The organism is Streptococcus sp. HMSC072G04 (assembly GCF_001813295.1).
Classification (GTDB): domain Bacteria; phylum Bacillota; class Bacilli; order Lactobacillales; family Streptococcaceae; genus Streptococcus.
The window spans coordinates 34,342-60,386 of the sequence record NZ_KV812034.1 but is presented as its reverse complement, the minus strand read 5'-3'; the positions used below and the strand labels follow the sequence as shown (position 1 = coordinate 60,386).

The 26,045-nt window shown below is 40.5% G+C and carries 27 protein-coding genes; 21 read left to right on the top strand and 6 right to left on the bottom strand.

Annotation, left to right across the window (positions count from 1 at the left end; genetic code table 11):
* Positions 1–4 precede the first annotated feature (4 nt).
* Positions 5–682, bottom strand: a complete 678-nt coding sequence (locus HMPREF2904_RS07060; RefSeq protein WP_070661380.1) for a phosphopantothenate--cysteine ligase — start codon at positions 680–682, stop codon at positions 5–7.
* Between the two features lie 175 nt (positions 683–857).
* On the opposite strand from HMPREF2904_RS07060, the gene HMPREF2904_RS07055 reads away from it, so the two are divergent.
* Positions 858–2,528, top strand: a complete 1,671-nt coding sequence (locus HMPREF2904_RS07055) for a formate--tetrahydrofolate ligase (protein WP_070661377.1) — start codon at positions 858–860, stop codon at positions 2,526–2,528.
* 68 nt (positions 2,529–2,596) lie between these two features.
* Here HMPREF2904_RS07055 and HMPREF2904_RS07050 read toward each other — a convergent pair whose 3' ends face one another.
* The gene (locus tag HMPREF2904_RS07050) at positions 2,597–3,940 is read right to left on the bottom strand and encodes an MATE family efflux transporter (protein ID WP_070661374.1); all 1,344 of its coding nucleotides are present in this window, start codon (positions 3,938–3,940) and stop codon (positions 2,597–2,599) included.
* 96 nt (positions 3,941–4,036) lie between these two features.
* On the opposite strand from HMPREF2904_RS07050, the gene HMPREF2904_RS07045 reads away from it, so the two are divergent.
* The gene (locus tag HMPREF2904_RS07045; RefSeq protein WP_003011957.1) at positions 4,037–4,591 is read left to right on the top strand and encodes a GNAT family N-acetyltransferase; all 555 of its coding nucleotides are present in this window, start codon (positions 4,037–4,039) and stop codon (positions 4,589–4,591) included.
* Between the two features lie 184 nt (positions 4,592–4,775).
* Here the strand turns inward: HMPREF2904_RS07045 and HMPREF2904_RS07040 are convergent, their stop codons facing one another.
* The gene (locus HMPREF2904_RS07040; protein ID WP_070661371.1) at positions 4,776–5,804 is read right to left on the bottom strand and encodes a YdcF family protein; all 1,029 of its coding nucleotides are present in this window, start codon (positions 5,802–5,804) and stop codon (positions 4,776–4,778) included.
* Between the two features lie 135 nt (positions 5,805–5,939).
* Between HMPREF2904_RS07040 and brnQ the strand changes: the two genes are divergently transcribed.
* The 3 genes from brnQ (at position 5,940) to HMPREF2904_RS07025 (ending at position 8,701) form a co-directional block, all read left to right on the top strand.
* Entirely contained in the window at positions 5,940–7,256 is a 1,317-nt protein-coding gene (gene brnQ / locus HMPREF2904_RS07035; RefSeq protein ID WP_070661368.1) for a branched-chain amino acid transport system II carrier protein, read from the top strand.
* A 153-nt stretch (positions 7,257–7,409) separates the two neighbouring features.
* Positions 7,410–8,117: a thiol-disulfide oxidoreductase-associated membrane protein CcdA2 gene (ccdA2, locus tag HMPREF2904_RS07030; RefSeq protein WP_070661366.1), complete on the top strand. Its 708-nt coding sequence runs from the start codon at positions 7,410–7,412 to the stop codon at positions 8,115–8,117.
* Positions 8,118–8,137: 20 nt separating this feature from the next.
* Positions 8,138–8,701, top strand: a complete 564-nt coding sequence (locus HMPREF2904_RS07025; RefSeq protein ID WP_141751206.1) for a TlpA family protein disulfide reductase — start codon at positions 8,138–8,140, stop codon at positions 8,699–8,701.
* Positions 8,702–8,738: 37 nt separating this feature from the next.
* Here the strand turns inward: HMPREF2904_RS07025 and HMPREF2904_RS07020 are convergent, their stop codons facing one another.
* The 3 genes from HMPREF2904_RS07020 to HMPREF2904_RS07010 are packed head-to-tail and all read right to left on the bottom strand — an operon-like array spanning position 8,739 to position 11,556.
* Entirely contained in the window at positions 8,739–9,983 is a 1,245-nt protein-coding gene (locus HMPREF2904_RS07020) for an NAD(P)H-dependent oxidoreductase (RefSeq protein ID WP_070661363.1), read from the bottom strand.
* A gap of 18 nt (positions 9,984–10,001) precedes the next feature.
* Positions 10,002–10,607: an NADPH-dependent FMN reductase gene (locus HMPREF2904_RS07015; RefSeq protein ID WP_070661360.1), complete on the bottom strand. Its 606-nt coding sequence runs from the start codon at positions 10,605–10,607 to the stop codon at positions 10,002–10,004.
* Between the two features lie 25 nt (positions 10,608–10,632).
* Entirely contained in the window at positions 10,633–11,556 is a 924-nt protein-coding gene (locus HMPREF2904_RS07010; protein WP_305366825.1) for an FAD:protein FMN transferase, read from the bottom strand.
* A 224-nt stretch (positions 11,557–11,780) separates the two neighbouring features.
* Between HMPREF2904_RS07010 and nox the strand changes: the two genes are divergently transcribed.
* The 16 genes from nox to HMPREF2904_RS06925 all read left to right on the top strand — a co-directional run bounded on the left by nox (position 11,781) and on the right by HMPREF2904_RS06925 (position 26,013).
* Positions 11,781–13,157, top strand: coding sequence for a H2O-forming NADH oxidase (gene nox, locus HMPREF2904_RS07005; RefSeq protein WP_003001563.1), 1,377 nt, complete (start codon positions 11,781–11,783; stop codon positions 13,155–13,157).
* Between the two features lie 361 nt (positions 13,158–13,518).
* On the top strand, positions 13,519–15,063 hold the full coding sequence (locus HMPREF2904_RS07000; RefSeq protein ID WP_070661358.1) for a ClC family H(+)/Cl(-) exchange transporter: 1,545 nt from the start codon (positions 13,519–13,521) through the stop codon (positions 15,061–15,063).
* Between the two features lie 110 nt (positions 15,064–15,173).
* Entirely contained in the window at positions 15,174–16,046 is an 873-nt protein-coding gene (gene efeO, locus HMPREF2904_RS06995) for an iron uptake system protein EfeO (RefSeq protein WP_070661354.1), read from the top strand.
* Between the two features lie 5 nt (positions 16,047–16,051).
* Positions 16,052–17,257 carry an iron uptake transporter deferrochelatase/peroxidase subunit gene (gene efeB / locus HMPREF2904_RS06990; RefSeq protein ID WP_070661351.1) on the top strand — a complete coding sequence of 402 codons (1,206 nt, stop codon included), beginning with the start codon at positions 16,052–16,054 and terminating at the stop codon, positions 17,255–17,257.
* Positions 17,235–18,920, top strand: coding sequence for an FTR1 family iron permease (locus tag HMPREF2904_RS06985; RefSeq protein ID WP_070661348.1), 1,686 nt, complete (start codon positions 17,235–17,237; stop codon positions 18,918–18,920). The genes efeB and HMPREF2904_RS06985 overlap by 23 nt, the downstream gene beginning before the upstream one ends.
* Positions 18,907–19,626, top strand: a complete 720-nt coding sequence (gene tatC, locus HMPREF2904_RS06980) for a twin-arginine translocase subunit TatC (protein WP_070661345.1) — start codon at positions 18,907–18,909, stop codon at positions 19,624–19,626. Before HMPREF2904_RS06985 ends, tatC begins: the two co-directional genes overlap by 14 nt.
* Positions 19,626–19,823 (top strand): twin-arginine translocase TatA/TatE family subunit, encoded by a 198-nt coding sequence (locus HMPREF2904_RS06975; protein ID WP_070661342.1) that lies wholly within the window; start codon positions 19,626–19,628, stop codon positions 19,821–19,823. Before tatC ends, HMPREF2904_RS06975 begins: the two co-directional genes overlap by 1 nt.
* 415 nt (positions 19,824–20,238) lie before the next feature.
* Positions 20,239–20,520 carry a hypothetical protein gene (locus HMPREF2904_RS11945; RefSeq protein ID WP_256263256.1) on the top strand — a complete coding sequence of 94 codons (282 nt, stop codon included), beginning with the start codon at positions 20,239–20,241 and terminating at the stop codon, positions 20,518–20,520.
* Positions 20,521–21,464: 944 nt separating this feature from the next.
* Positions 21,465–21,971: a hypothetical protein gene (locus HMPREF2904_RS06960; protein ID WP_070661336.1), complete on the top strand. Its 507-nt coding sequence runs from the start codon at positions 21,465–21,467 to the stop codon at positions 21,969–21,971.
* The gene (locus HMPREF2904_RS06955) at positions 21,971–22,192 is read left to right on the top strand and encodes a hypothetical protein (protein ID WP_070661330.1); all 222 of its coding nucleotides are present in this window, start codon (positions 21,971–21,973) and stop codon (positions 22,190–22,192) included. The genes HMPREF2904_RS06960 and HMPREF2904_RS06955 overlap by 1 nt, the downstream gene beginning before the upstream one ends.
* Positions 22,193–22,233: 41 nt before the next feature.
* Positions 22,234–22,701 (top strand): hypothetical protein, encoded by a 468-nt coding sequence (locus HMPREF2904_RS06950; RefSeq protein ID WP_070661327.1) that lies wholly within the window; start codon positions 22,234–22,236, stop codon positions 22,699–22,701.
* A 102-nt stretch (positions 22,702–22,803) separates the two neighbouring features.
* Entirely contained in the window at positions 22,804–23,538 is a 735-nt protein-coding gene (locus HMPREF2904_RS06945; RefSeq protein ID WP_070661324.1) for a PoNe immunity protein domain-containing protein, read from the top strand.
* Positions 23,539–23,587: 49 nt separating this feature from the next.
* Complete coding sequence (locus tag HMPREF2904_RS06940; protein WP_256263255.1) at positions 23,588–23,980, top strand: hypothetical protein; 393 nt, start codon at positions 23,588–23,590, stop codon at positions 23,978–23,980.
* Positions 23,981–24,090: 110 nt separating this feature from the next.
* On the top strand, positions 24,091–24,612 hold the full coding sequence (locus HMPREF2904_RS06935) for a hypothetical protein (protein ID WP_141751205.1): 522 nt from the start codon (positions 24,091–24,093) through the stop codon (positions 24,610–24,612).
* A 181-nt stretch (positions 24,613–24,793) separates the two neighbouring features.
* The gene (locus HMPREF2904_RS06930; RefSeq protein WP_070661318.1) at positions 24,794–25,387 is read left to right on the top strand and encodes a hypothetical protein; all 594 of its coding nucleotides are present in this window, start codon (positions 24,794–24,796) and stop codon (positions 25,385–25,387) included.
* A gap of 53 nt (positions 25,388–25,440) precedes the next feature.
* The gene (locus HMPREF2904_RS06925; protein ID WP_176744615.1) at positions 25,441–26,013 is read left to right on the top strand and encodes a hypothetical protein; all 573 of its coding nucleotides are present in this window, start codon (positions 25,441–25,443) and stop codon (positions 26,011–26,013) included.
* Positions 26,014–26,045 lie beyond the last annotated feature (32 nt).

Genomic DNA, 26,045 nt, shown 5'->3' with positions numbered 1-26,045 from the left:
CTTTTTATTTGATATAACGTAGGATAGCCTCTGCGATTTCTGCTTTCGTAGAAGCTTCTAGGACCTGATCATCTGTCACTAGATAGGCTTGATGCTGACCGTTCTGAATCTTGGTCAGATCGTTGGCAACGATCATGCTGGCATGATTTTTAACGAGGCTTTCACGCGCTACTTGGATCAACTCTGCAGAAGAAACGTCGACTAATAGCTTAAAGCCGATCAGTTGAATGGCAGGGTTCCATTCTTTGACGAGCGAGATAATCTTCGGATTTTTTTTTAGAAAGAGTACTTGGTATTCTTCTTTGGAAGAAATTTTCGCTTCCTGATTTTCACGATGGATAAAGCTATGAAGGTCTTGAGCTTTCTCAACTTCATCAAGGCCGGTCATGTAAACAGGTGTGTAGTCTGAGACTGCCATAGCGTGAATCAAAACCTGATGTTGAGGGACTTCCGTTTTCATTTGTGTGAGAAGTTCTTCGACATTCTGGATCAATAGAAGTCGAAGCTGTGGGTGAGGATCGGGTTTAAGCGCGGTAGGCGTTGTGATCAAGGTCACCTGATGTCCCTTTGCAAGAGCCATTTCTGCAAGGATTTTCCCTAGGCTCCCGGTGGAATGATTGGTGATCGAACGAACACTATCAATGGCTTCGCTCGTCCCACCTGATGTAATTAAAATATGCATATGCTTATTTTACACAAAAAAGATACGTAAGTAAAGTTCTGAAGCTATTAGGATTAACTATGTATAGCCATAAAATTTAGATAAAAAACGAACGTTCGATTCAAAAGGTGGAAAAACCATGTTATTTTCGCGAATTTTAGGTATAATAGATCTATCAAATATAAAGGAGTCCCTTATGAAAACAGATATCGAAATTGCTCAAAGCATTGAACTCCAACCGATTGTGGACGTTGTTAAGAAAATTGGTTTGGTTGACGATGATCTTGAATTGTATGGAAAATACAAGGCAAAATTGAGCTTTGATAAGATTCGTGAAGTTGAGAAAAATCCAGTAGGAAAACTTATCTTAGTCACTGCGATCAACCCAACTCCAGCTGGAGAAGGGAAATCAACCATCACCATTGGTTTAGCAGATGCTTTGAATAAAATCGGTAAAAAAACCATGATTGCCATTCGCGAACCTTCTTTAGGTCCAGTTATGGGGATTAAAGGTGGTGCTGCTGGTGGTGGCTATGCCCAAGTTCTACCGATGGAAGACATCAACCTTCATTTCACAGGGGATATGCATGCGATCACAACGGCTAATAATGCCCTCTCAGCATTGATTGATAATCATTTGCACCAAGGAAATGAGCTTGGAATAGACCAACGTCGGATTATCTGGAAACGGGTAGTGGACTTGAATGACCGTGCTTTGCGACACGTATCGGTTGGTCTCGGTGGACCGCTCAATGGGATTCCTCGTGAAGACGGATTTGATATTACCGTTGCTTCTGAGATCATGGCCATCCTTTGCTTGGCGACAGATATTGAAGATTTGAAACGTCGTTTGGCCAACATTGTTATTGGTTACCGCTATGATCGTAGTCCAGTTTATGTCCGTGATTTAGAAGTAGAAGGGGCTCTTGCCTTGATCCTCAAAGATGCGATTAAGCCAAACTTGGTTCAAACCATCTATGGTACACCTGCCTTTGTTCACGGTGGTCCATTTGCCAATATCGCCCATGGATGTAACTCTGTGTTAGCAACGACGACAGCTCTTCATTTAGCCGACTATACGATTACAGAAGCTGGTTTTGGGGCTGACCTCGGTGCTGAAAAATTCCTCGATATTAAAACGCCAAACTTGCCAACTTCACCAGATGCGGTTGTGATCGTAGCGACTCTCCGTGCTCTTAAGATGAACGGTGGAGTGACCAAGGATGCTTTGACTGAAGAGAATGTAGAAGCTGTTCGTGCTGGTTTTGCCAACTTGAAACGTCACGTTGAAAATATCCGTAAGTTTGGCATTCCTGCAGTGGTTGCCATCAATGAATTTATCACTGATACAGAAGCAGAAATTGCTGCTTTGAAAGAATTGTGTGCTGAAATTGAGGTGCCAGTTGAGCTTGCGAGTGTATGGGCGAATGGTGCTGACGGTGGAGTTGAACTTGCTGAAACCTTGGTTAAAACCATCGAAACAAGTCCAGCTAACTACACACGCTTGTATGATAATAACCTTTCTGTTGAAGAAAAAATTGAAAAGATTGTTACAGAAATTTATCGCGGTACGAAGGTGAATTTTGAGAAGAAAGCTAAGACACAAATTGCCCAAATCGTGAAAAATGGTTGGGATAAGTTGCCAATCTGTATGGCCAAAACACAATATAGCTTCTCTGATAATCCAAATGCCTTGGGAGCTCCTGAAAACTTTGAAATCACTATCCGTGAAGTGGTTCCAAAATTGGGAGCAGGCTTTATTGTCGCTTTGACTGGGGATGTCATGACCATGCCTGGTTTACCAAAACGTCCAGCTGCTTTAAATATGGATGTGGCTGCTGATGGAACAGCCATCGGTTTGTTCTAATAGCTAGATATCTAAAAACAACTTCTGTTCAAATGAGCAGAAGTTGTTTTGGTCTTGTTAATCAATCATTATTCAGTAAGGAGTTGGTACCTGATTTTTCGATAGATTATGATGAGCTGTAGGGTCATGGGAATCCAGATAAGGGGTTCGCAGAGAATGACCCCCATGTAGCCGGTGTGAGGAATAATCCACAGAACGAAGAAAATTTTTCCAAACAATTCAATAAAACTGGATGTGAGTGGGGTTAATTTTTTACCCATTCCCTGTAGGGCATTTCTCAGGATGATGAGACTCGCCAAAATAGGATAAAAGCAAGAGCTGATCTGGAGATAAAGACTGGCATTTGCAATGAGATCAGGATTTGTCGAGCCGGAAATAAAGCTGGTTAAAGACGGACTTGTGAAGAATAGAAGAGCAGCAACCAAGACAGACCAAACCCAAGAAAGAAGGTTGGCAATGGTAACGCCTTTTTTGATCCGCTGGAATTGCTCTGCGCCAAAATTCTGCGAGATAAAGGTTGTGATACTTGAGGCGATAGCTGTAATCGGTAAAACGGCAAAGGACATGATACGACGGGCTGCGACCTGTGCACTGATAATGGTTGTTCCAAGCTGATTAATAGCGGATTGGAGGATAACCGTTCCAATCGAAACGATGGAAGTCATGAGGCCCATGGCAAGGCCCTGACTTAGCAGATCCTGATAAAGCTCCTTTTCCCAAACAAAATCCTTGCGATGCGGGAGCAGAAAAGGGACCTTCTTACGAATATAGAGAAGACAAAGAAGGGCCGAAATACCCTGGGCAATAATGGTCGCAATTCCAGCGGATTGGACTCCGAGATGGAGTTGGGTAATAAAATATAGATCGAGAAGAATATTGAGAATGGCAGCAATAATCAGGAAGTAGAGTGCCGCTAAGCTATCGCCAACCGCTCTAAGAAGTCCAGCGCAAAGATTATAGGCAAAGGTCACAGCCACACCATTGACAATAGTGGAGATATAGAGATAAGACTGAGACACAATTGCTGATGGGGTCCCTAAAAACTGGAGCAGGGGATAAAGTCCGACAGCGCCAATGAAGATCATGAAGAGACTGAGGATGCCACCAATAATAACAGTTGCGGCAACTGATTTTCGTAATTGATCTTCGTTTTTGGCTCCATAATTTCTCGCGATAATAATCCCCATCCCATTGCCAACACCGACAGCAAATCCAACGATCAAATCAAATATAGCAGAGGTTGCTCCAACGGCAGCCAATGATTTTTGACCTAAAAAACGCCCAACAATCATAACATCCGAGGTATTGTAGAGTTGTTGAAAGATATTGGACAAAAGAATAGGAAAGGCGAAACTCAAAAGAGCAGGTAAAATAGGACCATCTATGAGGTCCACACGTTGAATTCTTTTCATAGTGCCATTATACCAACTTCAGGAACCAGCGACAAGCGTCGATAGTTGAAGGCCCTTACATTTTTTGGTATAATCAGGGCAGAAAAGGAGGCTTTTATGAGCTTAACCAGTCAATTAATCACGGAAACGTTCCCAGATCTGGACAAGGTCGAGAGGCTGAATATCGAGGCATTTCCAGAAGAAGAGCGAGTTCCTTTGTCGGAATACCTGCGTTATACGGACAATGACGATGCTAATTTTTTTGCTTTTTATAACGAAGAAGAATTTGTAGGATTTGCTTTTTCTATCTATAATCAGAAAGTTTTTTATGTTAGCTTCTTTGCCATTATGCCCCACCTACGTAGCCACGGTTATGGTCAAGAAATTATTGAAAAATTGGTAGAATTTTACCAAAGAACCATGATTCTTGAAGTGGAACGTTTAGATGAAGAATGTGACAATCTAGAGCAACGTCAGTCTCGGATGGATTTCTATAAGCGAAATGGATTTAAAACTGCCAATGCCTTTTTAGAATACGAAGGACTGAGCTTTGAAATTCTCTATCGGGGTGATCACTTTGACGAAGAGGCTTATCGCGATATTTTCCGTAAACTGCAGGAAGAAAATTATTTCGATTTCCGCATTAAATATAGACGCTTTAGTGATCACTAGACAAGAAGGAGGCTGGGACAAAAGTCCTAGCCTCTCAATTATTTTTGGATTGTCGAGCAAGACGCAGTGGTTGAGTGGGCTCTACTACGCTGATTTCATCAGCTTTTACAGCCCTACTCAACTGTGCGGAGGTGGGACGACGAAATCGAATTCTAACGAATTACCGATTTCTGTCCCACTCTCTTTAGTTTAGATGTTGAATGAAGAACTCAATCAGTTTCATGATTTGTGTAAAGAACCAAGGTAGAAACAGAAGAGCTAGGAAGGCAACATGCCATTTCCAATAGAGTGAAACCAAGCCGACGGTTTCTCGAATCCAAGCGGATGGGAGATAGTAAAAAGCTGTTCTTGAACCGATACTTCGACCAGGTATTTTCAATCGTCTCATAAAGACACCTGCACGGAGCGCGTGAAAAGAATTAGTCACCACAAGGACTCTCTTGCCAAGCCCCTCTTCTTCAAGGATACGCTTGCTAAAGGTCAGGTTTTCAAAAGTAGTACGAGAGCGATTCTCGATGAGAATGGCGTCTTCTGGCACCCCATGTTCCATCAAGTATCTGGCCATAGCTTCCGCCTCAGCGATCAGCTCATCTGACCCTTGACCACCAGAAACAATCAGCTTTGGTCGTCCCTCGAACTTCTCATAGATGGCCTTTCCCTTTTCAAGACGCTGGGCCAAGAGTGGGGGAACCTTGTCTCCGATCAAACCTGAGCCAAGGATGATGATGGCGTCTGGCTCTTTGCGAACTGGAAAGAGATTGCAAAAAGTCCCATAGGATACATAAGAGAGGTAGAGAAAGGTCATGTAAAACAGGGCGAAGTCAGTCAGATAAATGAGGATGTCATTCCCTGGGAAATAGGGTAGAAAATGTAGTGCCAAAGCTCCGATAATAAACAGTCCATAAAGCAGAGAGAGGAGGTTGGCCAGTCTTTTTCCTTCAAAAAGCATCATTTGACGGCCGTTAAAAAGAAGAAAGATAGATGAGAAAATAATGCTGAGAAAAACGAGGATGGAAATCACTACAAAGACAATCATTGCAATTTGTTGATTGAACCATAACTCAGTTCGAACGACTAGTAAAAATGCAGAAATCAGTAGAAGAAGTCCTAGGTTTATCGAAAAGAGATAAGCATTGAAAAGTCTTCTGCGATCACTCATAAAGAACAATAAAAAAATAAGAGCTAGAAATAACCAGAATAGATATAGATACATGTTTTGCCCCTCGTAAAATCTTACATCCATTGTATCATAATGACTGATAGAAATAGCGGATTGTTCATGTAAATAAGTTGCATTCTTCAAATGAATTTGATAAAGTTAAGATTATCGTTTTTTTAAGGAGATCGTATGTTACGAAAAGGTTCCCTGACAGGTTTATTACTGTTTGGTATTTTTTTTGGTGCTGGAAACCTGATTTTCCCACCGGCTCTTGGTGCTTTATCGGGTAATCAATTTTGGCCAGCTATTGCTGGGTTTGTCCTTTCAGGAGTGGGAATTGCCATTGTGACCTTGATTATAGGGACACTCAATCCCAAAGGCTATATTCATGAGATTTCTCGTAAGATTTCACCTGTTTTCGTGATTGTATACTTAGTTGCTCTTTATCTTTCGATTGGTCCTTTCTTTGCCATTCCAAGAACGGCGACGGTATCTTTCGAAGTGGGGATAGCCCCCTTATTAGGTGGAATGAATGCCAGTTTAGCACTTTTCATTTTTACCCTGGTCTACTTTTTGTTAGCCTTTCTGATTGCTTTGAATCCATCTAAGATTCTAGATCGGATCGGTCGTATATTGACCCCGATCTTTGCGATTCTCATTTTGATTTTGGTCGTTCTTGGAGCTTTAAAATACAGTGGACATGCTCCAATGGTGGCCACCAAAGCCTATCAGGCTTCTGCCTTTGGGCAAGGATTTTTAGAGGGCTACAATACCTTGGATGCCTTGGCTTCTGTTGCCTTTAGTGTGATCGCAGTGACTACCCTGAATCAACTTGGATTTTCAAGTAAGAAAGAATACATCAAGACCATTTGGTTGGTTGGGATTGTCGTAGCGCTTGGTTTTAGTGTGCTGTATATCGGTTTAGGATATCTGGGGAATCATTTTCCAATTCCGGCTTCTGTTATGGCATCTGATACCAATAAAGGGGTGTATGTATTATCAGAAGCGACCAAAGCGATCTTTGGTCCGACTGCTCAGATTTTCCTAGCAGGAATGGTGACGGTAACTTGCTTTACCACAACTGCTGGTTTAATCGTCTCTACCAGTGAATTCTTCCATAGCACCTTCCCTAAGGTTTCTTACAAGGTCTATGCAAGTGTCTTCACTATGATTGGTTTTGCGATTGCCAACCTTGGCTTGAATACCATTATTGCTTTCTCATTGCCAGTCTTGATGATTCTTTACCCAATCACCATTACCATTGTATTGATTGTGATAGTGAATAAATTTGTGGCTCTTTCAAAACCAGGAATGCAACTGACTATTTTCTTGGCCAGCTTGGTCTCTCTTGCAAGTGTTCTGGCAAGTACCTTTAAAATTTCACTAGTAGAAAAGGGGGTTGCTTTGCTTCCATTTGCGGCTCAATCTCTTCCATGGTTGGTTCCAGTAGTCATCGGGATTCTTTTATCGCTCGTATTACCAAATAAACAAACGGCAGAAGAATAAGTTATATTAGAAACTCTAAAGGTTTATGCTTTAGGGTTTTTCTTTTGAAACTAGCATTTAAATCCAAACTTTAGTAAAAAACGTAGCAGAAATTTTTATTTTTTGTCAGTCAATGCTATACTGAATGTAGCATATCAATATACGGAGTGAACTATGAATCCAATCATTTTTTCATTGACAGTTTTTCTTGCGGGTATTCTGTCTTTCTTTTCTCCCTGTGTCTTTCCTTTGCTGCCGGTTTATATTGGAATCTTGCTAGGAAGTGATCAGGAAAAGGCTATCCAATTGTTCGGGAAAAAAATTCGCTGGCATGGCTTGTTAAAAACCATTTGTTTTATTGCTGGTATTTCTGTTATTTTCCTCCTCATTGGTTTTGGAGCGGGCTTGCTTGGAAAGATCATGTACACCAATTGGTTCCGTTATCTGATGGGAGTCCTGATCATTATCCTTGGTCTTCATCAGATGGAAGTTTTTAAATTTCATTTCCTTGAGAAGCAAAAAACAATGGATTTTGGAGCCAACAAACAGAAGAATGAATTGTTCTCAGCTTTTCTCCTTGGTCTTGGCTTTAGTTTTGGTTGGACGCCTTGTATTGGTCCGGTATTGGGATCAGTTCTTGCTTTAGCAGCATCAGATGGGCAGGATGCTCTTATGGGAGCTGTTTATCTCCTAGTTTACACCTTGGGAATGGCCCTTCCGTTTTTACTGTTGGCCTTAGCATCTAGTCTGGTCCTACCTTACTTTAATCGTCTCAAACCCCATTTGTTGTTGCTGAAGAAAATTGGCGGAGCCATCATTATTCTGATGGGGATTCTCTTACTCTTGGGACAATTGAACAGTTTGTCATCTATCTTTTCATAAAAATATCGGAGGTTTAACGCATGATGAAAGGTATTAAATACGCTTGTTTCTCAGTACTTTCTCTGGCTTTGCTGTCAGCTTGTTCCATGAATCAATCCAGTGAGAGTGGTATGGACAATCAGCCAACAATGAATACAACAACGAATAAGAATCCTTTGGTGGGAAAAGACGCCAGTGACTTTGAACTAAAGGATATGAAGGGGAATACGGTCAAACTTTCAGACTACAAAGGGAAGAAGGTTTATTTGAAATTTTGGGCAACCTGGTGTGGCCCTTGCCGGCAAAGTATGCCTGAACTGAATAAACTGGTCGAAGAAAAGGACCGGGACTTTGAGATTCTCACTGTTATGGCACCAGGGATGCAAGGTGAAAAAACAGAAGAAGAATTCGTCAAATGGTTTGATCAACAAGATTACAAGTCAGTACCGGTCTTGTACAATCCAGACGGTTCTGCATTTGCAGATTATCAGGTTCGCTCTATTCCTACAGAAGTCTTTATAGACAGTCATGGGAAAATTGGACATGTCCAATTAGGGGCTATTTCAAACGAAGATGCTAAGAAGATTATCAAAGAGTTACAATAAAAAAATGAAGCACGAAGCTTCATTTTTTTCTAGTTTCTTAGTTGCTTGCGCCAGAAGTGGCATCGGCATCTCCGTGCCCTCCGTCACCATGTCCTCCAGCATCAGAAGCACCAGAAGTTGCATCTGCACTACCGTGTCCACTAGCAGGAGCAAATGGACCGCTTCCGCCAACTAGACGTTGACCTGTTGTTTGCAGGTACCAGTCCAACCATGGTTTGAAGTTGAAGACAATCTCATTGATACCAGCGTAAGAACCATCTTCATAGTACATAGCTTGGTAGTTGTGAGTGTTGATCACGCCTTCAGGAGATCCTGGAACAATGGTCCGAACATAGTCTTGGTTACCGTTACGAAGGGTACCAATCACCCATTCCACGTTTTTCATACGTGCTGGTGGTAGGGAGCCGTGAACGGTTGACATCCGGCTTCCTGATTGAGGTGGCACGCGTTTAGCAAACATGGTATCTGGATCTTGATGGGCATTGTTGTAGTAGAGGAATTGGTTGTTATCATCGGCATAAGTCAATTCAAATGGCATAGCCTTCAAGAACATATCAATTTGGTTAACGGTTAGGATACCGTGGTCGAGTTTGACATAGGTATCGCCAGAAACGGCACCGGTGATTTCAGCTACTTTTTCTACCCAGTCTGGATCGTCAGGATCGACTTCAGTAACAGTTGTAGCGATTGGATGATTACAATCCAAGTCTTCTGGTTCAATTGGTTTTGGTTTTTTCAATTTCGATACAACCTCAACGTATTTCATAAAATTATCCAAGCAGGTTTCAAGGAATTTGACGGTTCCCTCGTTGATGATATTGCCGTTTTCGTCAAAAGCTTCTTTCGCTTTTCCTAGAAGGAATTCATTCCCTGGAAGAGTGTAAGCATTGACACCTGGAGCATCAAGGATCTTACGGAGGTGAACCTGTGCGCGTGAAGTCCCTTGATCATAGTAAGAAGCACCGACGATCATAACCGGTTTGTTTTCAAATGGATGCACCTCGAAAGATAGCCATTCAAGAACAGACTTGAGAGCAGCAGAGATCGTATGGTTGTGCTCTGGAGTGGCAATGATGACACCATCTGCACGAGTGATTTTGTTATATAAAAGACGTAATTGGAAACTTTCGTCCCATTTTTCATCTTGATTAAACATTGGAACTTCGTCGATTTCAAGAACTTCCAATTCAAATTTGATCTTAAATTGGCGGCGAATGAATTCCAAAAGTTTACGGTTATATGATTGATCGTAGTTCGATCCTACAAGTCCAACAAATTTCATGCTAGTATGTCTCCTATCTTACAAGTTTTCCCAGTCAAATTCTTCAGCATCTTTGCGAAGTAATTCTTGGGCGTTGCGCAATTTGTCTGTGATTTTTACAAACACACGGAAATCATTGAAGACGGCATCTAATTTTTGAATGACATCTAAATCCACCAAGTCTCCATTTTGATCAAAGGCTTGCAATGAATGGGAGAGCAAGAATTCATCTGGCAAGACATTCGCTTTAATTTCAGGAGCATTTAAGATTTGGCGAAGTTGGAGTTGGGCGCGTGAAGATCCCAACGTACCGTATGATGCCCCAGTAATCATGACCGGTTTGTTCAACAATGGGAAGACTCCGTATGAGAGCCAAGCGAGTGCACTCATCAAGACCGCTGGAATAGAGTGGTCGTATTCTGGAGTCCCAATAATGACTCCATCAGCATCCTCAATTTTTGCAACAATATCCAAGACAGCTTCAGGCACTTGTTTGTCGGCTGGTTTGTTAAAGACAGGGATATCTTTAATTTCGACCAATTCGATCTCAGCCTTATCAGCAAAATGTTTTTGCATGTATTGAAGCAGTTGACGGTTTGTAGAACGTTTGGAGTTAGTCCCCACAATCGCAATAAGTTTTATCATGGAAAATTCCTTTCTTATAGGAGAATTATAAATAAGATTGAAGCCCACTTGTATAGGCGATCTTGCCTGATTGAGAAACCAATAAGGTATCTATACCAGGAAGTGATTCAACAGTGTTGAGGATAGAAGCAGGAGATTCCCCGAACAAGCGGGTAGTCCATATCTCCCCGTCTACGGATCGATCAGATATGATGGTGATACTGGCTAAGTCTGTCTCGACCGGATAGCCCGTCGCGCTATCAAAAATGTGGTGAAACGACTGGCCGTCAACTTCTAAATGACGCTCGTAGATGCCAGAGGTGACAATAGATTTATCCTTGACAGAGAGGACCAGTAGGTGCTGCCCCCTTTTTTCGACTGGATTTTGAATGCCAATCCGCCAAGGCTGTTGTTTGATAGGGTGTTGACCGACAGTGAGGATATTTCCTCCAAGATCGATCAAGGCATCTGTTACTCCCTGACTCTTTAAAAAGGTTGCAATACAGTCCGCACTATAGCCCTTAGCCAAGGCTCCCAAATCAATCTTCATTCCAGGACGTGTCAGAAAGACCGTATGGTTTTCTGGGTCGAGCTGGATTTGGTGAGGATCGATCTTGGCCAGAGCTTGATCAATTTCCCCTTGCTGGGGACGTCTAGCATCTGAAAATCCAATTCGCCAGGTTTGTACAAGAGGACCAATGGCGATGTTTAAATGGCTGTCTTGAGCTTGACTATGCAAGGTACCTAATGCAATCAGTTCAAAAAGATCTGGATGAACTTGGACAGGAGCAATACCAGCTTGGTGATTGACCTCCATGAGTTCAGAACTTGCATCATTAGCACTGAAGCGATGTTCGTAGGAGCGAAGAAGTTCAAAGCAGCGGGCTAAGAGTTCATTCGCTTGTGGGTGACAGATCGAAACAGTGATGGTCGTACCCATCAAACGTTCGGATCGACTACTTAGGTCCACTAAAAATCTATCCTTTCCTATTTTCACTCACTTACAGTATATCAAAAAGATATCGTTTTCACAATCCTTTCGAGCATATTGTTTGACATTTTTTGAAACATGTGAAGTGTGATTTTCTGGAAAATTGAAAAAAAGATCACAAATTCTGAGCAAAATAATTGTAACCGATATCATTTTTATGATATACTCAAGAAGTAAATTAAATTAAAGGTAGGATTTATTCTATGAGTAAAATCGTTGTTGTAGGGGCTAACCATGCCGGAACAGCTTGTATCAACACTATGTTAGATAATTTCGGAAATGAAAATGAAATTGTGGTTTTTGACCAAAACTCAAACATTTCATTCCTTGGATGTGGGATGGCGCTTTGGATCGGTGAGCAAATCGATGGTCCTGAAGGTCTTTTCTACTCTGACAAAGAAAAATTGGAAGCAAAAGGTGCAAAAGTCTACATGAACTCTCCTGTTCTTTCAATTGACTATGACAACAAAGTGGTGACTGCAGAAGTTGATGGAAAAGAACACAAAGAATCTTACGAAAAATTGATCTTTGCGACTGGATCAACACCAATCATTCCTCCAATTAAAGGTGTTGAAATCGTACCTGGTAACCGCGAATTCAAAGCAACTCTTGAAAATCTTCAATTTGTTAAATTGTACCAAAACGCTGAAGAAGTGATCGAAAAATTGAAGGACAACAGCAAACACTTGAATCGTATCGCCGTAGTTGGTGGTGGTTACATTGGTGTTGAACTTGCTGAAGCTTTCGAACGTCTTGGTAAAGATGTTGTCTTGGTTGATATCGTGGACACTGTCTTGAATGGCTACTACGACAAAGACTTCACTGACATCATGGCGAAAAACTTGGAAGACCACAACATCCGTTTGGCACTTGGACAAACAGTTCAAGCGGTTGAAGGAGATGGTAAGGTGGAACGCCTTGTAACCGATAAAGAAACCTTCGATGTAGATATGGTTATCTTAGCTGTTGGTTTCCGTCCTAATACAGCTCTTGCTGATGGTAAGATCGAACTCTTCCGCAATGGTGCTTTCCTTGTTGATAAGAAACAAGAAACGTCACTTCCAGGTGTCTACGCAGTTGGTGACTGTGCGACTATCTTCGATAACGCTCGTAACGAAATGAGCTACATCGCTCTTGCGTCTAATGCGGTTCGTTCAGGTATTGTCGGTGCCTACAATGCGACTGGTCATGAATTAGAAGGAATCGGTGTTCAAGGTTCTAACGGTATCTCTATCTACGGCCTTCACATGGTTTCAACTGGTTTGACGCTTGAAAAAGCGAAAGCTGCAGGCTTCAATGCCACTGAAACTGGCTTTAACGACCTTCAAAAACCTGAATTTATCAAACACGATAACTATGAAGTTGGTATCAAGATCGTCTATGATAAAGATACTCGTCAAATCCTTGGAGCTCAAATGGTATCACGTGATAGCGCCATCTCAATGGCTATCCACATGTTCTCACTTGCGATTCAAGAACACGTGACGATTGATAAATTGGCCTTGACAGACTTGTTCTTCTTGCCACACTTCAACAAACCATACAACTACATCACAATGGCAGCTTTAACTGCTGAATAATAGCTAAAGTTCTATTAAAAACTTTCCTTAGGTGAGTACGGACGTCAGCGACCTTCGTAGAAGTTCCATGACTAATTATTGAGCCTAAGGTCTCAATAATTCCGAGTGCCTGAAACTCTATTGTTTCAGGCACTTTTCTCACAGCGGAAAGTTTTGACTTTTCTTTATTCGTTCCATAATAAATAGAACATATTTATATTTCTTTGTAGAATTTCTTAACTTATTTTACTTGATAAAATGGTTTGTCTACATTCTAAACAAAACTAACAAGGGTAGTTTTGTTTTTTTCTGTCTTTCCATGTATTCAGAGGCAGTGAAATAAGGTATAATGAATAGGATAAGAGTTTGAAGGAGTTAGGGAATGTCTGCTAAAGAAGAAGCCTTTAAAAATGAATTTCAATTTGCCTCTAGTTCAATTGTGGCCCATATTGTCAGAGGTGTTCTGGTTGGGATCGTTGTGGGCTGCATCGTCTCGAGTTTTCGTTTTTTGATCGAACATATTTTTCATTTTGTTCAAGGCTTTTACAAGGAGATGTCTGGTCAACCACTTTATTTGCTGGCGATGCTATTGGGTTACGGGGGGATCGTACTGATTGCTGGTCGCCTCATTCGCACAAATCGGGATATCAAGGGATCAGGAATTCCGCAAGTCGAAGCGGAGCTTAAGGGCCTCTTGGCGGTGAGATGGTGGGATACCCTGTGGAAGAAGTATATTCTAGGTGTCTTGGCCATCGGAAGTGGCTTGATGCTTGGTCGTGAAGGTCCTAGTATTCAATTAGGTGCAATGGGTGGAAAAGGAGTGGCCCATCATTTGAAGGTCAGTCCGGTTGAGGAGCGGTCTTTGATTGCAAGTGGGGCTGCTGCTGGTCTTGCGGCTGCCTTTAATGCACCTATAGCGGGGCTCTTATTTGTGGTTGAAGAGGTCTACCATCATTTTTCACGTTTCTTTTGGATTTCGACCTTGGCTGCTAGTTTGACTGCTAATTTTATTTCACTCAATGTCTTTGGTCAAACACCAGTGCTTCATATGCCACAAAATATTCCACCGCTCCATCTGTCTCAGTACTGGATTTATCTTTTTCTTGGAGTCTTTTTAGGGGCAGCAGGGTATGTCTATGAAATAGTGGTCCTCAATATCGGTCGACTGTATCGTTTGCTAGAGAAGATTTTCCATGTTCCTTCTCATTATTCTTCTTTATTTGCCTTTGTCTTGATTCTTCCAATCGGCTATTTTCTTCCCCAAATTCTTGGTGGTGGGAATCAATTGGTCTTGGATTTAGCTCGAGTACCGTATCCAGTGCTGACCATACTTCTCTATTTTGTGATCCGTTTCATCTGGAGTATGTTGAGCTATGGTAGTGGCTTACCAGGTGGCATCTTCCTTCCTATACTAGCATTAGGATCTCTCTTAGGGGCCTTTGTTGGAACCTTTCTCCAAAACATTGGCTTTATCTCTCAAAACCAGCTGCCTCTTTTCATCATTTTAGGTATGAGTGGCTATTTTGGGGCTATTTCAAAAGCGCCTTTAACAGCGATGATCTTGGTGACAGAGATGGTCGGGGATATTCGTAGTTTAATGCCCCTAGGCATGGTGACCTTGCTAGCTTATATGATCATGGATCTCTTCCATGGAGCGCCAGTCTATGAAGCCATGCTGGAGCAATTGTTACCGGATAAGGCGCAAGAAGAAGGAGAGTTGACCCTGATCGAGATCCCTGTATCCGAAAAGATAGCAGGTAAGCAAGTCCATGAACTGCACCTCCCTCAAGATATCTTAATTACCACGCAAATGCGAAGCGGTAAGAGCTATACGGTCAATGGTGCGACCCGCTTGTATCTAGGTGATAGCATCTTTGTGGTGGTTAAAGAATCCGAAATCGGACGGGTCAAAGATATTCTTTTGTAAAAGACAGATTCTCAGAAAAGTTTTTCTATTATTAAAATTTCAGACAATTATTGAAAAATGAGAAAATATCTGGTAAAATAAGGGCAAGAACAAATGAGGAGAAGTCTTTCATGAAAAAATATAGTCTACTCTTATTGAGTGTTGCTCTTTTAGCAGGGTGTGCAAATTCTACTAGTAAACAGTCGAGTCAAAAGACGCAAACCAGCTCAACGGTGCAGTTGTCAAAGGCTGACCAGAAGACCTTGGACAATGCGACAGCTGAATACAAAGACTTTGTTGAAATGCAAATTGACCAATTGCTCAAGGATACAGAAGGATTCCGAGCTACCCTAAAAGACGGGAATTTGGAAGAAGCTAAAAAGCAATACCCCTTGATCCGTATGGCCTATGAACGTTCCGAACCGATTGCTGAAACCTTTGGAGAATCGGATGTCAAAATCGATTACCGCTTGGTGGATTATGTGGATGAAAATAAATCAGAAGATGGCTGGTCAGGTTTCCACCGGATTGAGCGTATCCTTTGGGAAAACAATACTACAGATGGAACAGACAAATACGCTGACCAACTGGTGAACGATATCAAGGAGTTGAAAGCTAAAATTGCTACAGTAGAAGTAACACCGGATATCATGTTGACCGGAGCTGTCGATTTGCTCAATGAAGTGGCAACGCAAAAGATTACGGGTGAAGAAGAAGTCTTCTCTCATACAGATCTTTACGACTTCCGTGCCAATATTGAAGGGGCTGAGAAGATCTTCTCTCTCTTTAAACCCTTGATTGAGAAAAAAGATGCTAAATTGGTTAAAACCTTGGAAGCAGAATTCAAAAATGTCAATGCTTTATTGGACAAACACATGACAGATGATTCAAACTATAAGTCTTACACAGATTTATCCAAGGAAGATACCAAGGAATTGGCAGAAGCTGTGACCAAACTTGGTGAACCATTATCTCAAATGGGTGTGATTTTAGATGGGAAATAAGAAAAATGGCTGACGAAAAATTTTTAGATAAAAAAATGGACCGTCGTGAATTTCTTAAAAAAGCAGGTATTGGAGGGGCTGGTCTAGCGCTGGGTCTCTCTGGTGCATCTGCTTTTTTCGCTAATCAAGACAGTTCCAGCAAGAAAGCTTATGATGGGGATGAAGATATCTCCTTTTATGGTAAGCATCAAGCAGGGATTACGACGCCCATGCAGAAGGCTTGTTACTTGGTGGTGTTAGATCTTCACACGACGGACAAAAAAGAAGTCATCCAGCTCTTTAAAGACTGGACTGATTATAGTAGTAAATTAGTCGAAGGAGAGTTGGTCAAAATAGATGGTTCCAATGCCCTCTTGCCACCAACGGATACTGGTGAAACAGTAGGACTTAACCCCTATCGCTTGAGCCTGACTTTTGGGGTTTCTGCTTCCTTTCTAAAGAAGCTGGGCTTGGAGTCCAAACGTCCCAAGCTCTTTCGTGATTTGCCCCCATTTCCAAAGGAGCAGTTGCAGGACAAATACACTGGTGGTGATATCGTCATTCAGGCCTGTGCAGATGATGAGCAAGTAGCCTTTCATGCGGTGCGAAATCTGATTCGTAAGGGTCGCAATACCATTACCATGAAGTGGAGCAAATCAGGATTTGCAGCTATTGGTGACCGAAAAGAAACGCCCCGCAACCTCTTTGGCTTCAAGGATGGAACAGCAAATGTCACGACGGAGAAGGACTTTGATAAGGTCGTCTGGACTGACAGCAAGGATTGGATGAAGGGTGGTTCCTATATGGCTCTTCGGCTAGTGCAAATGCACTTGGAAACTTGGGACCGAACCAATTTGCAGGAGCAGGAAAACACTTTTGGTCGCTACAAGGAGTCCGGTGCTCCCTTTGGTAAAACCAACGAATTTGATGAGGTAGATTTATCTAAACTACCTGTAGATTCACATGTTCGTTTGGCCAAAGAAGTGGATCGACCGATTTTACGGCGGTCTTATTCCTATTCGGATGGCATCAATGAACAAACCGGGCAATTTGATGCTGGCTTGATCTTTATCGCCTTTCAAAAGGATCCGAACAGCTTTGTCAAAATCCAAACCAACTTGGGTGCGGTGGATAAAATGAACGAGTACATCACCCATATCGGAAGTGGACTCTTTGCTTGCTTTGCAGGCGTTGAGAAAGGAGGGTATCTTGGTCAAGCACTCTTTGAATAAACTCTTGATCTTGTTCGGCCTTTTTGCCTTGTTCTGGACTTATCCAGTGGCTGCGGAGTCTTATAGCGATCTCTTTATCAAGATCACAGATGCAACAACCGCTGTAGAAAATAAGAATCAGGATAAGGCCAAGGAATTAATCGCTGAGATTCAGGCTGATTTTGAATCCAAAGATCACCATGATTCCAAGGCAGGGAAAAAAGTTAGCCAATCCCTGGCTATAAATGGGGAGGTAACCAAAGACGATCTTACCAAGATCTCATCAGCCTTGATAGCTTTTGAAAAAGAGCAAAATCCGGTCGATTTAGAGGCGGAAAAAGACAAACTCGTGAGTCGCCTCGCACCTTACTTTAAGAATCTACAAGAGGCCATTACAGCTAAGGATCTGGATAAAACTCGTCAAACCTATGCCGATCTCAATAATACCTGGACGCGAAACGAAGCAGTGGTAAGAGATCATAGCACAGCCTACTATGGCAAAATCGAGACGGCCATTTCACTCTTACGCAGTAGCATTGAAACAGAGCCTACCGATTTCACCAACATCCAGTCCTCTTATGATGACCTCAAAAATGGGATTGATGCCTTTGTAAAAGGAGAAGCCATTAGCAGTGCCAGTACAGATTTGACGTTGAACGATGGAATCAAGCTTTTGGAGAAGGCGCAAAGCCAATTTCAATCCGGCGACGATAAGTCTGCTACAGCGACTATGAAGCAGTTCATCACGATCTGGCCAACCATCGAGGGAGATGTCAGCACGACCAATCCCAGTCTCTACACGCGCGTAGAGAGCGAATCTCCGGTTATTATGGTCAAGGGGAAAGAAAAGGCCTATCAAGAGAAATTACAAGCCTTGATCAGGGACCTGTCTGCGATCGATACGACAGCTTCTTACAACGCTTTTGATGCCATGTTGATTCTTCTGCGTGAAGGAGTGGAAGCCCTTCTGATCGTCATGGCGCTTGTGACGACCCTTAAGGCTGCTAAGATGAGGAAAGGCCTCAAATGGGTCTACGGTGGAGCTATTGCTGGTGTTCTTGCCAGTGCAGCGATTGCTCTTGTTTTGCAAGTAGCATTTCCAGCCGTTACTTCGGGGTCTAACCGGGAAATCATAGAAGGTGGCGTTGGGATTTTCGCTGTGGTCATGATGATCCTTATCGGAATTTGGCTCCACAGCAAGTCCTCTGTCAAACAGTGGAATGCCTTTATGGACCGTCAAATGAAGACAGTGACGGCTACAGGAAGCTTTGTCTCGATGTTTGCCCTCAGTTTCTTAGCAGTCTTTCGTGAAGGGGCTGAGACTATTCTCTTCTATGTCGGGATCATTCCGCGGATTACAACTGCGAATTTCTTACTGGGAATCGGGCTTGCTATAGCTGTTCTCATCATCATTGCAGTGGCCATGACCAAGGCTAGTCAAGCTATCCAACCTCATCGAATCTTTTTCATTCTGACGTGGTTGATTTACGCTTTGGCCTTCAAGATGCTCGGTGTCAGCATCCACGCCCTTCAGTTGACCAATATCCTACCTAGCCATTTGGTCAATGGACTTCCAACCATCGATTGGGCGGGGATCTATCCAAGCTGGGAAGTTCTTCTTCCTCAGTTAATGTTTGTGGCCTTGATCGCCCTTATCACGGTGAGACAGCATGGCAAAGAGTAGAGCAGATGAAATGACCATTGTTGAGCACTTGGTCGAATTTCGAAAACGATTGATCGCAGTGGTCTTGTGTTATATTATCGTCTTCATCGTAGCCTTTGTATTTGGAGGAGAGCTCTACCAAGCCTTGACAGCTAGCTTGCATCAAAAGCTACTGGTACTGGGACCGAATGATATCCTCTGGATCTATGTATCGCTGGCCAATCTTACAGCCTTTAGCCTGACCTTGCCCTTTATTGTCTACCAGATTTGGCAATTTGTAAGGCCGGCATTAAAGGAGAAAGAGGCGCGTGCAGTCTTTGCCTACATCCCAGCTAGCTTTATTTGCTTTGTACTGGGGCTTGCATTTGGTTATTTCTTTGTCAGTCCAGCTATTTTAGATGTCTTGATGCGCTTAGGAGAAGGGCTGTTTGATACCCAATTGACGGCACAAAATTATCTAACCTTCTTATGGCACACCACCTTGCCTTTAGGGGTCTTGTTCGAGTTACCAGTTTTGGTCGCTTTTCTGACCTCGATTGGGCTCTTGACACCACAGTTTTTAATCACCTACCGACGTTACGCTTACTTTGTTCTGCTGGTCTTAGCCGTCGTGCTAACCCCTGCAGACTTTATCAGTGACTTGGCCATGACACTCCCTTTGATCCTCTTATTTGAAGTGAGTGTCGCCATCAGTAAAGTCATCTATTCAAGAAAAAGGAGAAACTAATGGGAATTTTACGTGATATTGGAGCACCAGGTTTGATCATCATCATCCTGGGTGCCCTCTTGATTTTTGGACCAAAACGCCTACCAGAGTTGGGCCAGTCCATCGGCAAAATGTTTGCTGAATTTAAGACAGCTGTCAATAAAGGCAGTGAAGAAGCCGATCAAGACGCCAAAAAAGCTAAAGAAGAAAAAGAATAATCAGACAATTTTCAAAATTCTATTGAGTTCGATTGCATAAAAAGGTATAATAAGACAAGTACTTGCAATCGACGAAGGAGGAAACCATGATTATTACGATTTTGTCACTCATTTTCTATTTCAGCTATATCGGATTCTTATGCTGGTTGGTCGTAAAAATTGTCGAAAAATTGTTCAATTTCTTGTTGAACCGTTAATAAAGAAACAATCCATTTCACCTCGAGTGAGTGGATTTTTTCTTATTCATTCAGATAGAGACCCTGTGGTCTCTTTTTACTTATCTAATTTCCCTAGCTAGTGACTAACTTGAACTTCAAACTGTATTTCGGTATGATAGTAGGTAATAGAATGACAGTTCATTTGTGAGGACCTGACTGAGTAATATACAAGGGACTGTAAATAACAAGGAGAAGGAATGAAGTATACCTATAAATCTCTGCTTAGTTTGGGAGATTATAAAGAAGATACCTTTTATATCGATTTATCTACTGGCGACTTGAAAAAGTCAGTTGCTCATAAGGCATCTACATCCAAAATATTTTTGTCATCTATCATTGGTTACCATGTTCTAGGATTGGGTCTATTTAAAAGTGTTGAATCTAACGTGGTCCTAAGTATTGTTCTCTTGCTTGTTTCCTTTGTTCTTTCAATCATTGCTGCGATTGTTTTTAATAACAGGCTGTATAAAAAGATATAGTTTGAAAAGGTTGAATTGACAAAAGATGAGTATGAGGAATTTCGAAAGCAAGTAAAAAAATATAACAAAACCATCGTTTTACTTATCATCTTATTTATTGGTATGTTTTTCATTTCAATGCATTTATATCTTTCAACTCCTAGTATCTTCTTGTTACTAGTGATGGACTATGTGATTTTTTCTTTTTATCTACTTTATACGAATGGATTTTTTACAAAAAGGTTTCGTTTTGAAAAATATATCAATACGGATCACATGAAGTAGTAAGGATCTTTTATCAATCAAATGACAAAGAATATGAGCAAAAGAAGTAAGCAAAATAGACATCTAGTTAGTTTAGTATTATATAAAAACAAATGGGTTTATTATGACTTAGAGGATAAAAAACTTTATTTCTCCTTTTCAAAAAAGCCTTCCAAAAATCATCAACTCTATACAGTGGGCCTGACATTACTATCTCTCCCTTTGGTTAGATTGCTGAATGATTTAACTATTTTTAGTATACCTACTATCAAATACTCTTGCTTAATTCTATGCTCCTGTATTTCCTTATTCGTAGGGAAATTAGTAGTTGACTATTATAGCAAAGACTTAGACGTTTTTCCTGCCTTATTTACGGATAGTGAGTACTTAGAATTCTCGCAAGCAGCCAAGAAAAATGCAACATTGGCTTCCTTGTTTATCTATTTCACATGCCTTACGATAGTAGTATCCTTAGTGGTTTACCTTTTCTACTCAGCATTCTTAGGATTGCTGATCTATTCTATTTTCCTATTTGTTCTTTTTATTTGTTTGGAAAATAAGGTGCATAAGCGCAAAAGAATTGTGAAAAGTTTATGACAGATCGACCGGGCCTTGTTATAGGCTATTCAATGATTGTACATAAGTATTAATGGATATTAAAAATATTAGATCTAAGTTCATAGCATCGAAAGGTTGTTTTCATGGTTCGTAAAAAAAAAATTAAAGGTCGTGTCTACAATATCTCCTTAAATGAGCAGACGCTTCAAAAAGGATGGTATTTGATTGTGACAGACCAACATCAAGAGTACTTAGTGCAAAGAAACTGGAGTCTGTCTACTAAGAGATCCTTTGCCATTTATCAAACAAACTATTTATTTAGTAAACATACACATAGCCAAGACGTGAGAAGTAGGATGGGTCTATCATACCTTGGAGCAACTATTGTGATAGCTGCACTCATTCGTTTACTTACTCCTTATCAATTCTGGCTAGGCCCTACCATTAAAGCGACAAACTATTTTCAAGGCACGGTACATTTACTATCTTTGGCTCTTGCGGTGCCCTTCTCATTTATGTTTGTTGCTGTGCTTAGGAAAATGAAATTAAAAGCCTTTCTTAAAGGAAAAAAGGCGGATTTAAAGTATATTGGCAGAGTTAAAACACTGAATCCATTAAATCTAACGAAAGAAGGAGTGGATTTTTGGTAATGAAGAAACGAATTTTTCGAAAAGGCTTGGGTTATGGAATGTTATTTCTTGTTTTCATTCTTCCAATGTTTTTATTTGCTTATTTTGTCCAATTGAGGCTATTCTTAATTGTACCGATTGTGCTTTATCTGGTTCTATTTTTCAACGGTGTTATCGTGAGTGATCATGATCGGATGATCGAATTTGAAATTTCAAGCGAAATAAGAAAACAAGATGAATAGAAGATAAAGGTAGTTAATATGCCAGTTTATGGAGGGTTAGTATGCGTAAAGAATTTCTAGTTTACCAAAACAAAGTATACTCTAATTTTGTGAATTATATAAATGATTATATTCTTCTTTCAAAAGATCCGGCAATGTTGAAAGAAGGCTACGTTCCCTATAGTTCCTATGTAGATGATGCCGGAGAAGGCGTATACGGGAAGCTTGTGCCTTATAGTGAGGTTAGTCAGAGGTATTCGGTTTATGATCGTGTCCTATATAAAGGTCAGGAATTTGCAATGGCTGGTCACAAGCGTGGAGATGATGATTTTACAGCACCCGATTCTTATGTGCGAATATTGGTTTCTGATAAAGAATTTTTAAATGAAAACAATATAGCTGATGGTGCGGAATTGATGGATGATAAGTACGGTCTTATCACGTATGCATCAGGAAAAATCCCTATTAGCGAAGTAACCATTCTACGTCGCAGAAAGGATTTGCCAGTAGACAGAAGGAAGAAAAAATGAAATCAGATGCAGAATACGTATGTGAGTTTGAAGATAGAATTACCGGTATAGAATAGGCCTACAATATTTATGATTCTTGTAGTATAAGGTAAAGGGTGTACGATGAAAAGAGATACAATTTCTATTGAAGAAAAAATTAATGAACTCATTAAATTTAATGAAATGATGATTAAGGAATGGTTACAAGAGTTAGACCAACTAAAGCAAGGAATTAATCCTTATAAACGTCCAATTGAGGAAGTTATTAGACTAACTCAAAGTGATATCTCTTATTATCAGGAAAAAAATATGATAGCCACCTACACTGCAGGTTATCCTATTGAAAAATTCAAAGAAGAGTACCTTACATTTGTTGATAACCTTGTCCCTGTTTGGCATAGTAATTCAGGATATGATGAAATGCTATGGGCCCTTTCCATTGGTATTTTGTTAGAGATTGATGAGACGACTTTTGAAAAGTTAGTAGACTTAGTCAAAAAGGATGATCCGGAGGATTATTTGATCGATTACCTCATTCAGTCTCGTCTTCCAGAGTGGACAATTCAGATAAACTATAATTTCCCAAGACCTTATTGCTTTACCCGAAAGATTATAGAGGAAGAAAATTCTGAAAAGGCCGTATCTCTCTTGAAAGAATACTTGACTAAAAAATGGTATCAGGGATGTAGAGATGAAGGCTGGTATGATTTGCATAAGCGCAACATTGATAATTATTATGGCTACTGGTCCTTTGAGTCGGGGGCTCTCTGCAAGCTTAAGGGATTGGACTACAAGGAATTAAAAGGACTTTCATATTTCCCATATGACTTGGTTGCGGAAGGTGGAACAATAAAATAAGTCTCGTGATGCATGAGTCATTAAATTTAAAAAAGAGAGAAAATAAATTATGATCGAACCTAAGTACGGTGAAAATATTGTTGTTCTTTTTAAACATGAAAATAAATATACTTGGTATGTTTCGGATTTAGAATTCTGGTATATTGATTATGAGGTGGCACGCTATTCGCTTGATACTCTGTATGATGAGAGAAAACGTTCTTCGAAACTGACCCATGAAACATTGACATATTTCATAGAAGATATGGACGCATACAAATGTGATCGAAATGAGCTAGGAGAAGAATTTGCTAAATCGTATCAGGAAGATAGATTGAACGCGGTTTATGATTTTAAACCTTCCCTATTTATTGATATGGATGAGATGGAACTGTACTCGAAGTACGCAGAATACATATCATTTGAAGAATATGTTTCAGAACCATGGAAAGGCCCAATATAAATCATTTTGGGATAAGATTCCAGAAAAAGAAAAATTTTGGTTAGCTTGCGGCACCGATGTATACGGTGAAGATTAATTACAGTTGAAGAATAGATATAGGATAAGTACTAGTGGATAAAGATCAATTAATAAACAATCCAGAAATAAATATTGTTGGAGTTATTGCGAACCATCGCTTTAACTGGTACGTTTGTTCCAATGATATGTGGACAATGGATATCGATAAATACATTCAATCCTACAAGGAAGCGGGTTGGGATCTTGATTTTTCCTATTTACCTGAGATTCAACAGAATCTTCATGTGGTTACAAAAAGTAATCTTGAGACTTATTTAGAAATGTATAAAGATGACTGGCTGAAGGTGACTGATGAAGAATTGATCGCAATGATCAAACGCTCAATGGAAGGGGAGGACTTGAATTCAGAGATTATTCTGGAAGGAAAAGCCTTGCTTCCGGATCTTTTCATCGATTTTGATAAAGAAGAATTTTATTCAAACCATTTGGGGATGAAAAAATACGAAAGATATGTGCCAAACGGATGGAAGGTTTTTTCAGGACGTTTTGATCATTTGATCCCCAAAGTGGACCAATATTGGATTGAAAAGACTGAGAAAAATGAAGAGAACTAGTCTTCTAAGTATATTCAAACATTCAAGTTTAAAAGCATTTCGTGGAACCTATCTGAAATGCTTTTTTATTATTTACATTTTATCACCTTTCAAATCTATATACTCGCTATCGTTAGGAATAGTGATGGAAAGTTAACCAAATATGCTATACTATAGTAGTAGATAGAAGGAGGAGCGACTGATGAGAAGAAAATGGGTAAAGATCATTTCTATTTTCCTTTTAATCCTGTCCGGTAGTTACTTTTTCCATAATAAGATTACTAAGCCGAATCTTGGACCTAAAACAACTAGATTATACAAGCGAGGCTTTCGACTTCTTGAAGAGCAAATTGGAACCTATATCAAAGACCACTATACTGGGATCGAAAAGATTGAGTTCTCCCCAATCTACGTTACCGAAGAAGGGTCAACATTCTCAAATGCCTATGTGCGTCCGACGATCTATGACAAGTATGGAAATAAAGCTACTCTGGGAGATAAAATAAAGAAATTTATTCCATTAAGTTATGGATTGATTTCAGACATTGTTCTTGATTTTGATGGAGGTGGCAATGAAGTCATTGAGTTACTGGACTCAAATGACAAATCTGTAGACGTTTCAAATGAGGAGCATTTACCTAAGAAAGCTATACTCACAGAGGCAAGAAGTACAGATGAAAACATCTCCTTGTTGGTTGACAATGGTCATTTGAGAGGAGTCGTGAAGGATAAAAAAGGAAGTCCAAATGCTGAAATTGTTTATAATACAGAACTTCAAAAAGGAGGAGCAGAATGAAGAAGAAGTTCTTTAGGCTTGCCTTAGTTCTTGCTATTTTGTTTGCTGCAAGTATGTTGTATCTTAACAAAAAGATGCAAGAGCAGAAAGATCCATACAACGTGAGTACTGTGTTAGACGACAAAGGAGTGAAACTATACAAACGAGGATTTCGTTTGTTGGAAGAACAACTGGCAACTTACATTAAAGAGCATTACTCTGGTGTTAGTAAAATTGAGTTTTCGCCAATTTTTGTGCAAGGTGGGGATGGGCAGACTATGTTCGATGCTAATATCGTTCCCGTAATTTATGACAATCATGGGAATAAGGCTTATTTAGGGCGGAAGGTTGGTAAGCATGGGTATGCAAGCTACGGTCTTTTAGGAGATCTACGGTTAGATTTTAATGGTTTTGATGAGGAAGTGATTGAAATTGATGTAGATGGTAAATTTCTTGACATAACGAATTACAAAAGCTTACCTCCAAAAGCTAAATTAACAATCAACCCCTCAATGGATGAAAATATTGTAGCGCTTGTCAATGATGGTCACCTAAAAGGTGTGGTTAAAAGTGAAAAAGGCAGTCTAAAAGCAGAAGTTGCCTATAATACAGAAATTAGGAAAGGTAATGAGTGGGAATGGCGCTAGCCAATGAAATAGAATGAAAAAGAAAGGACAAA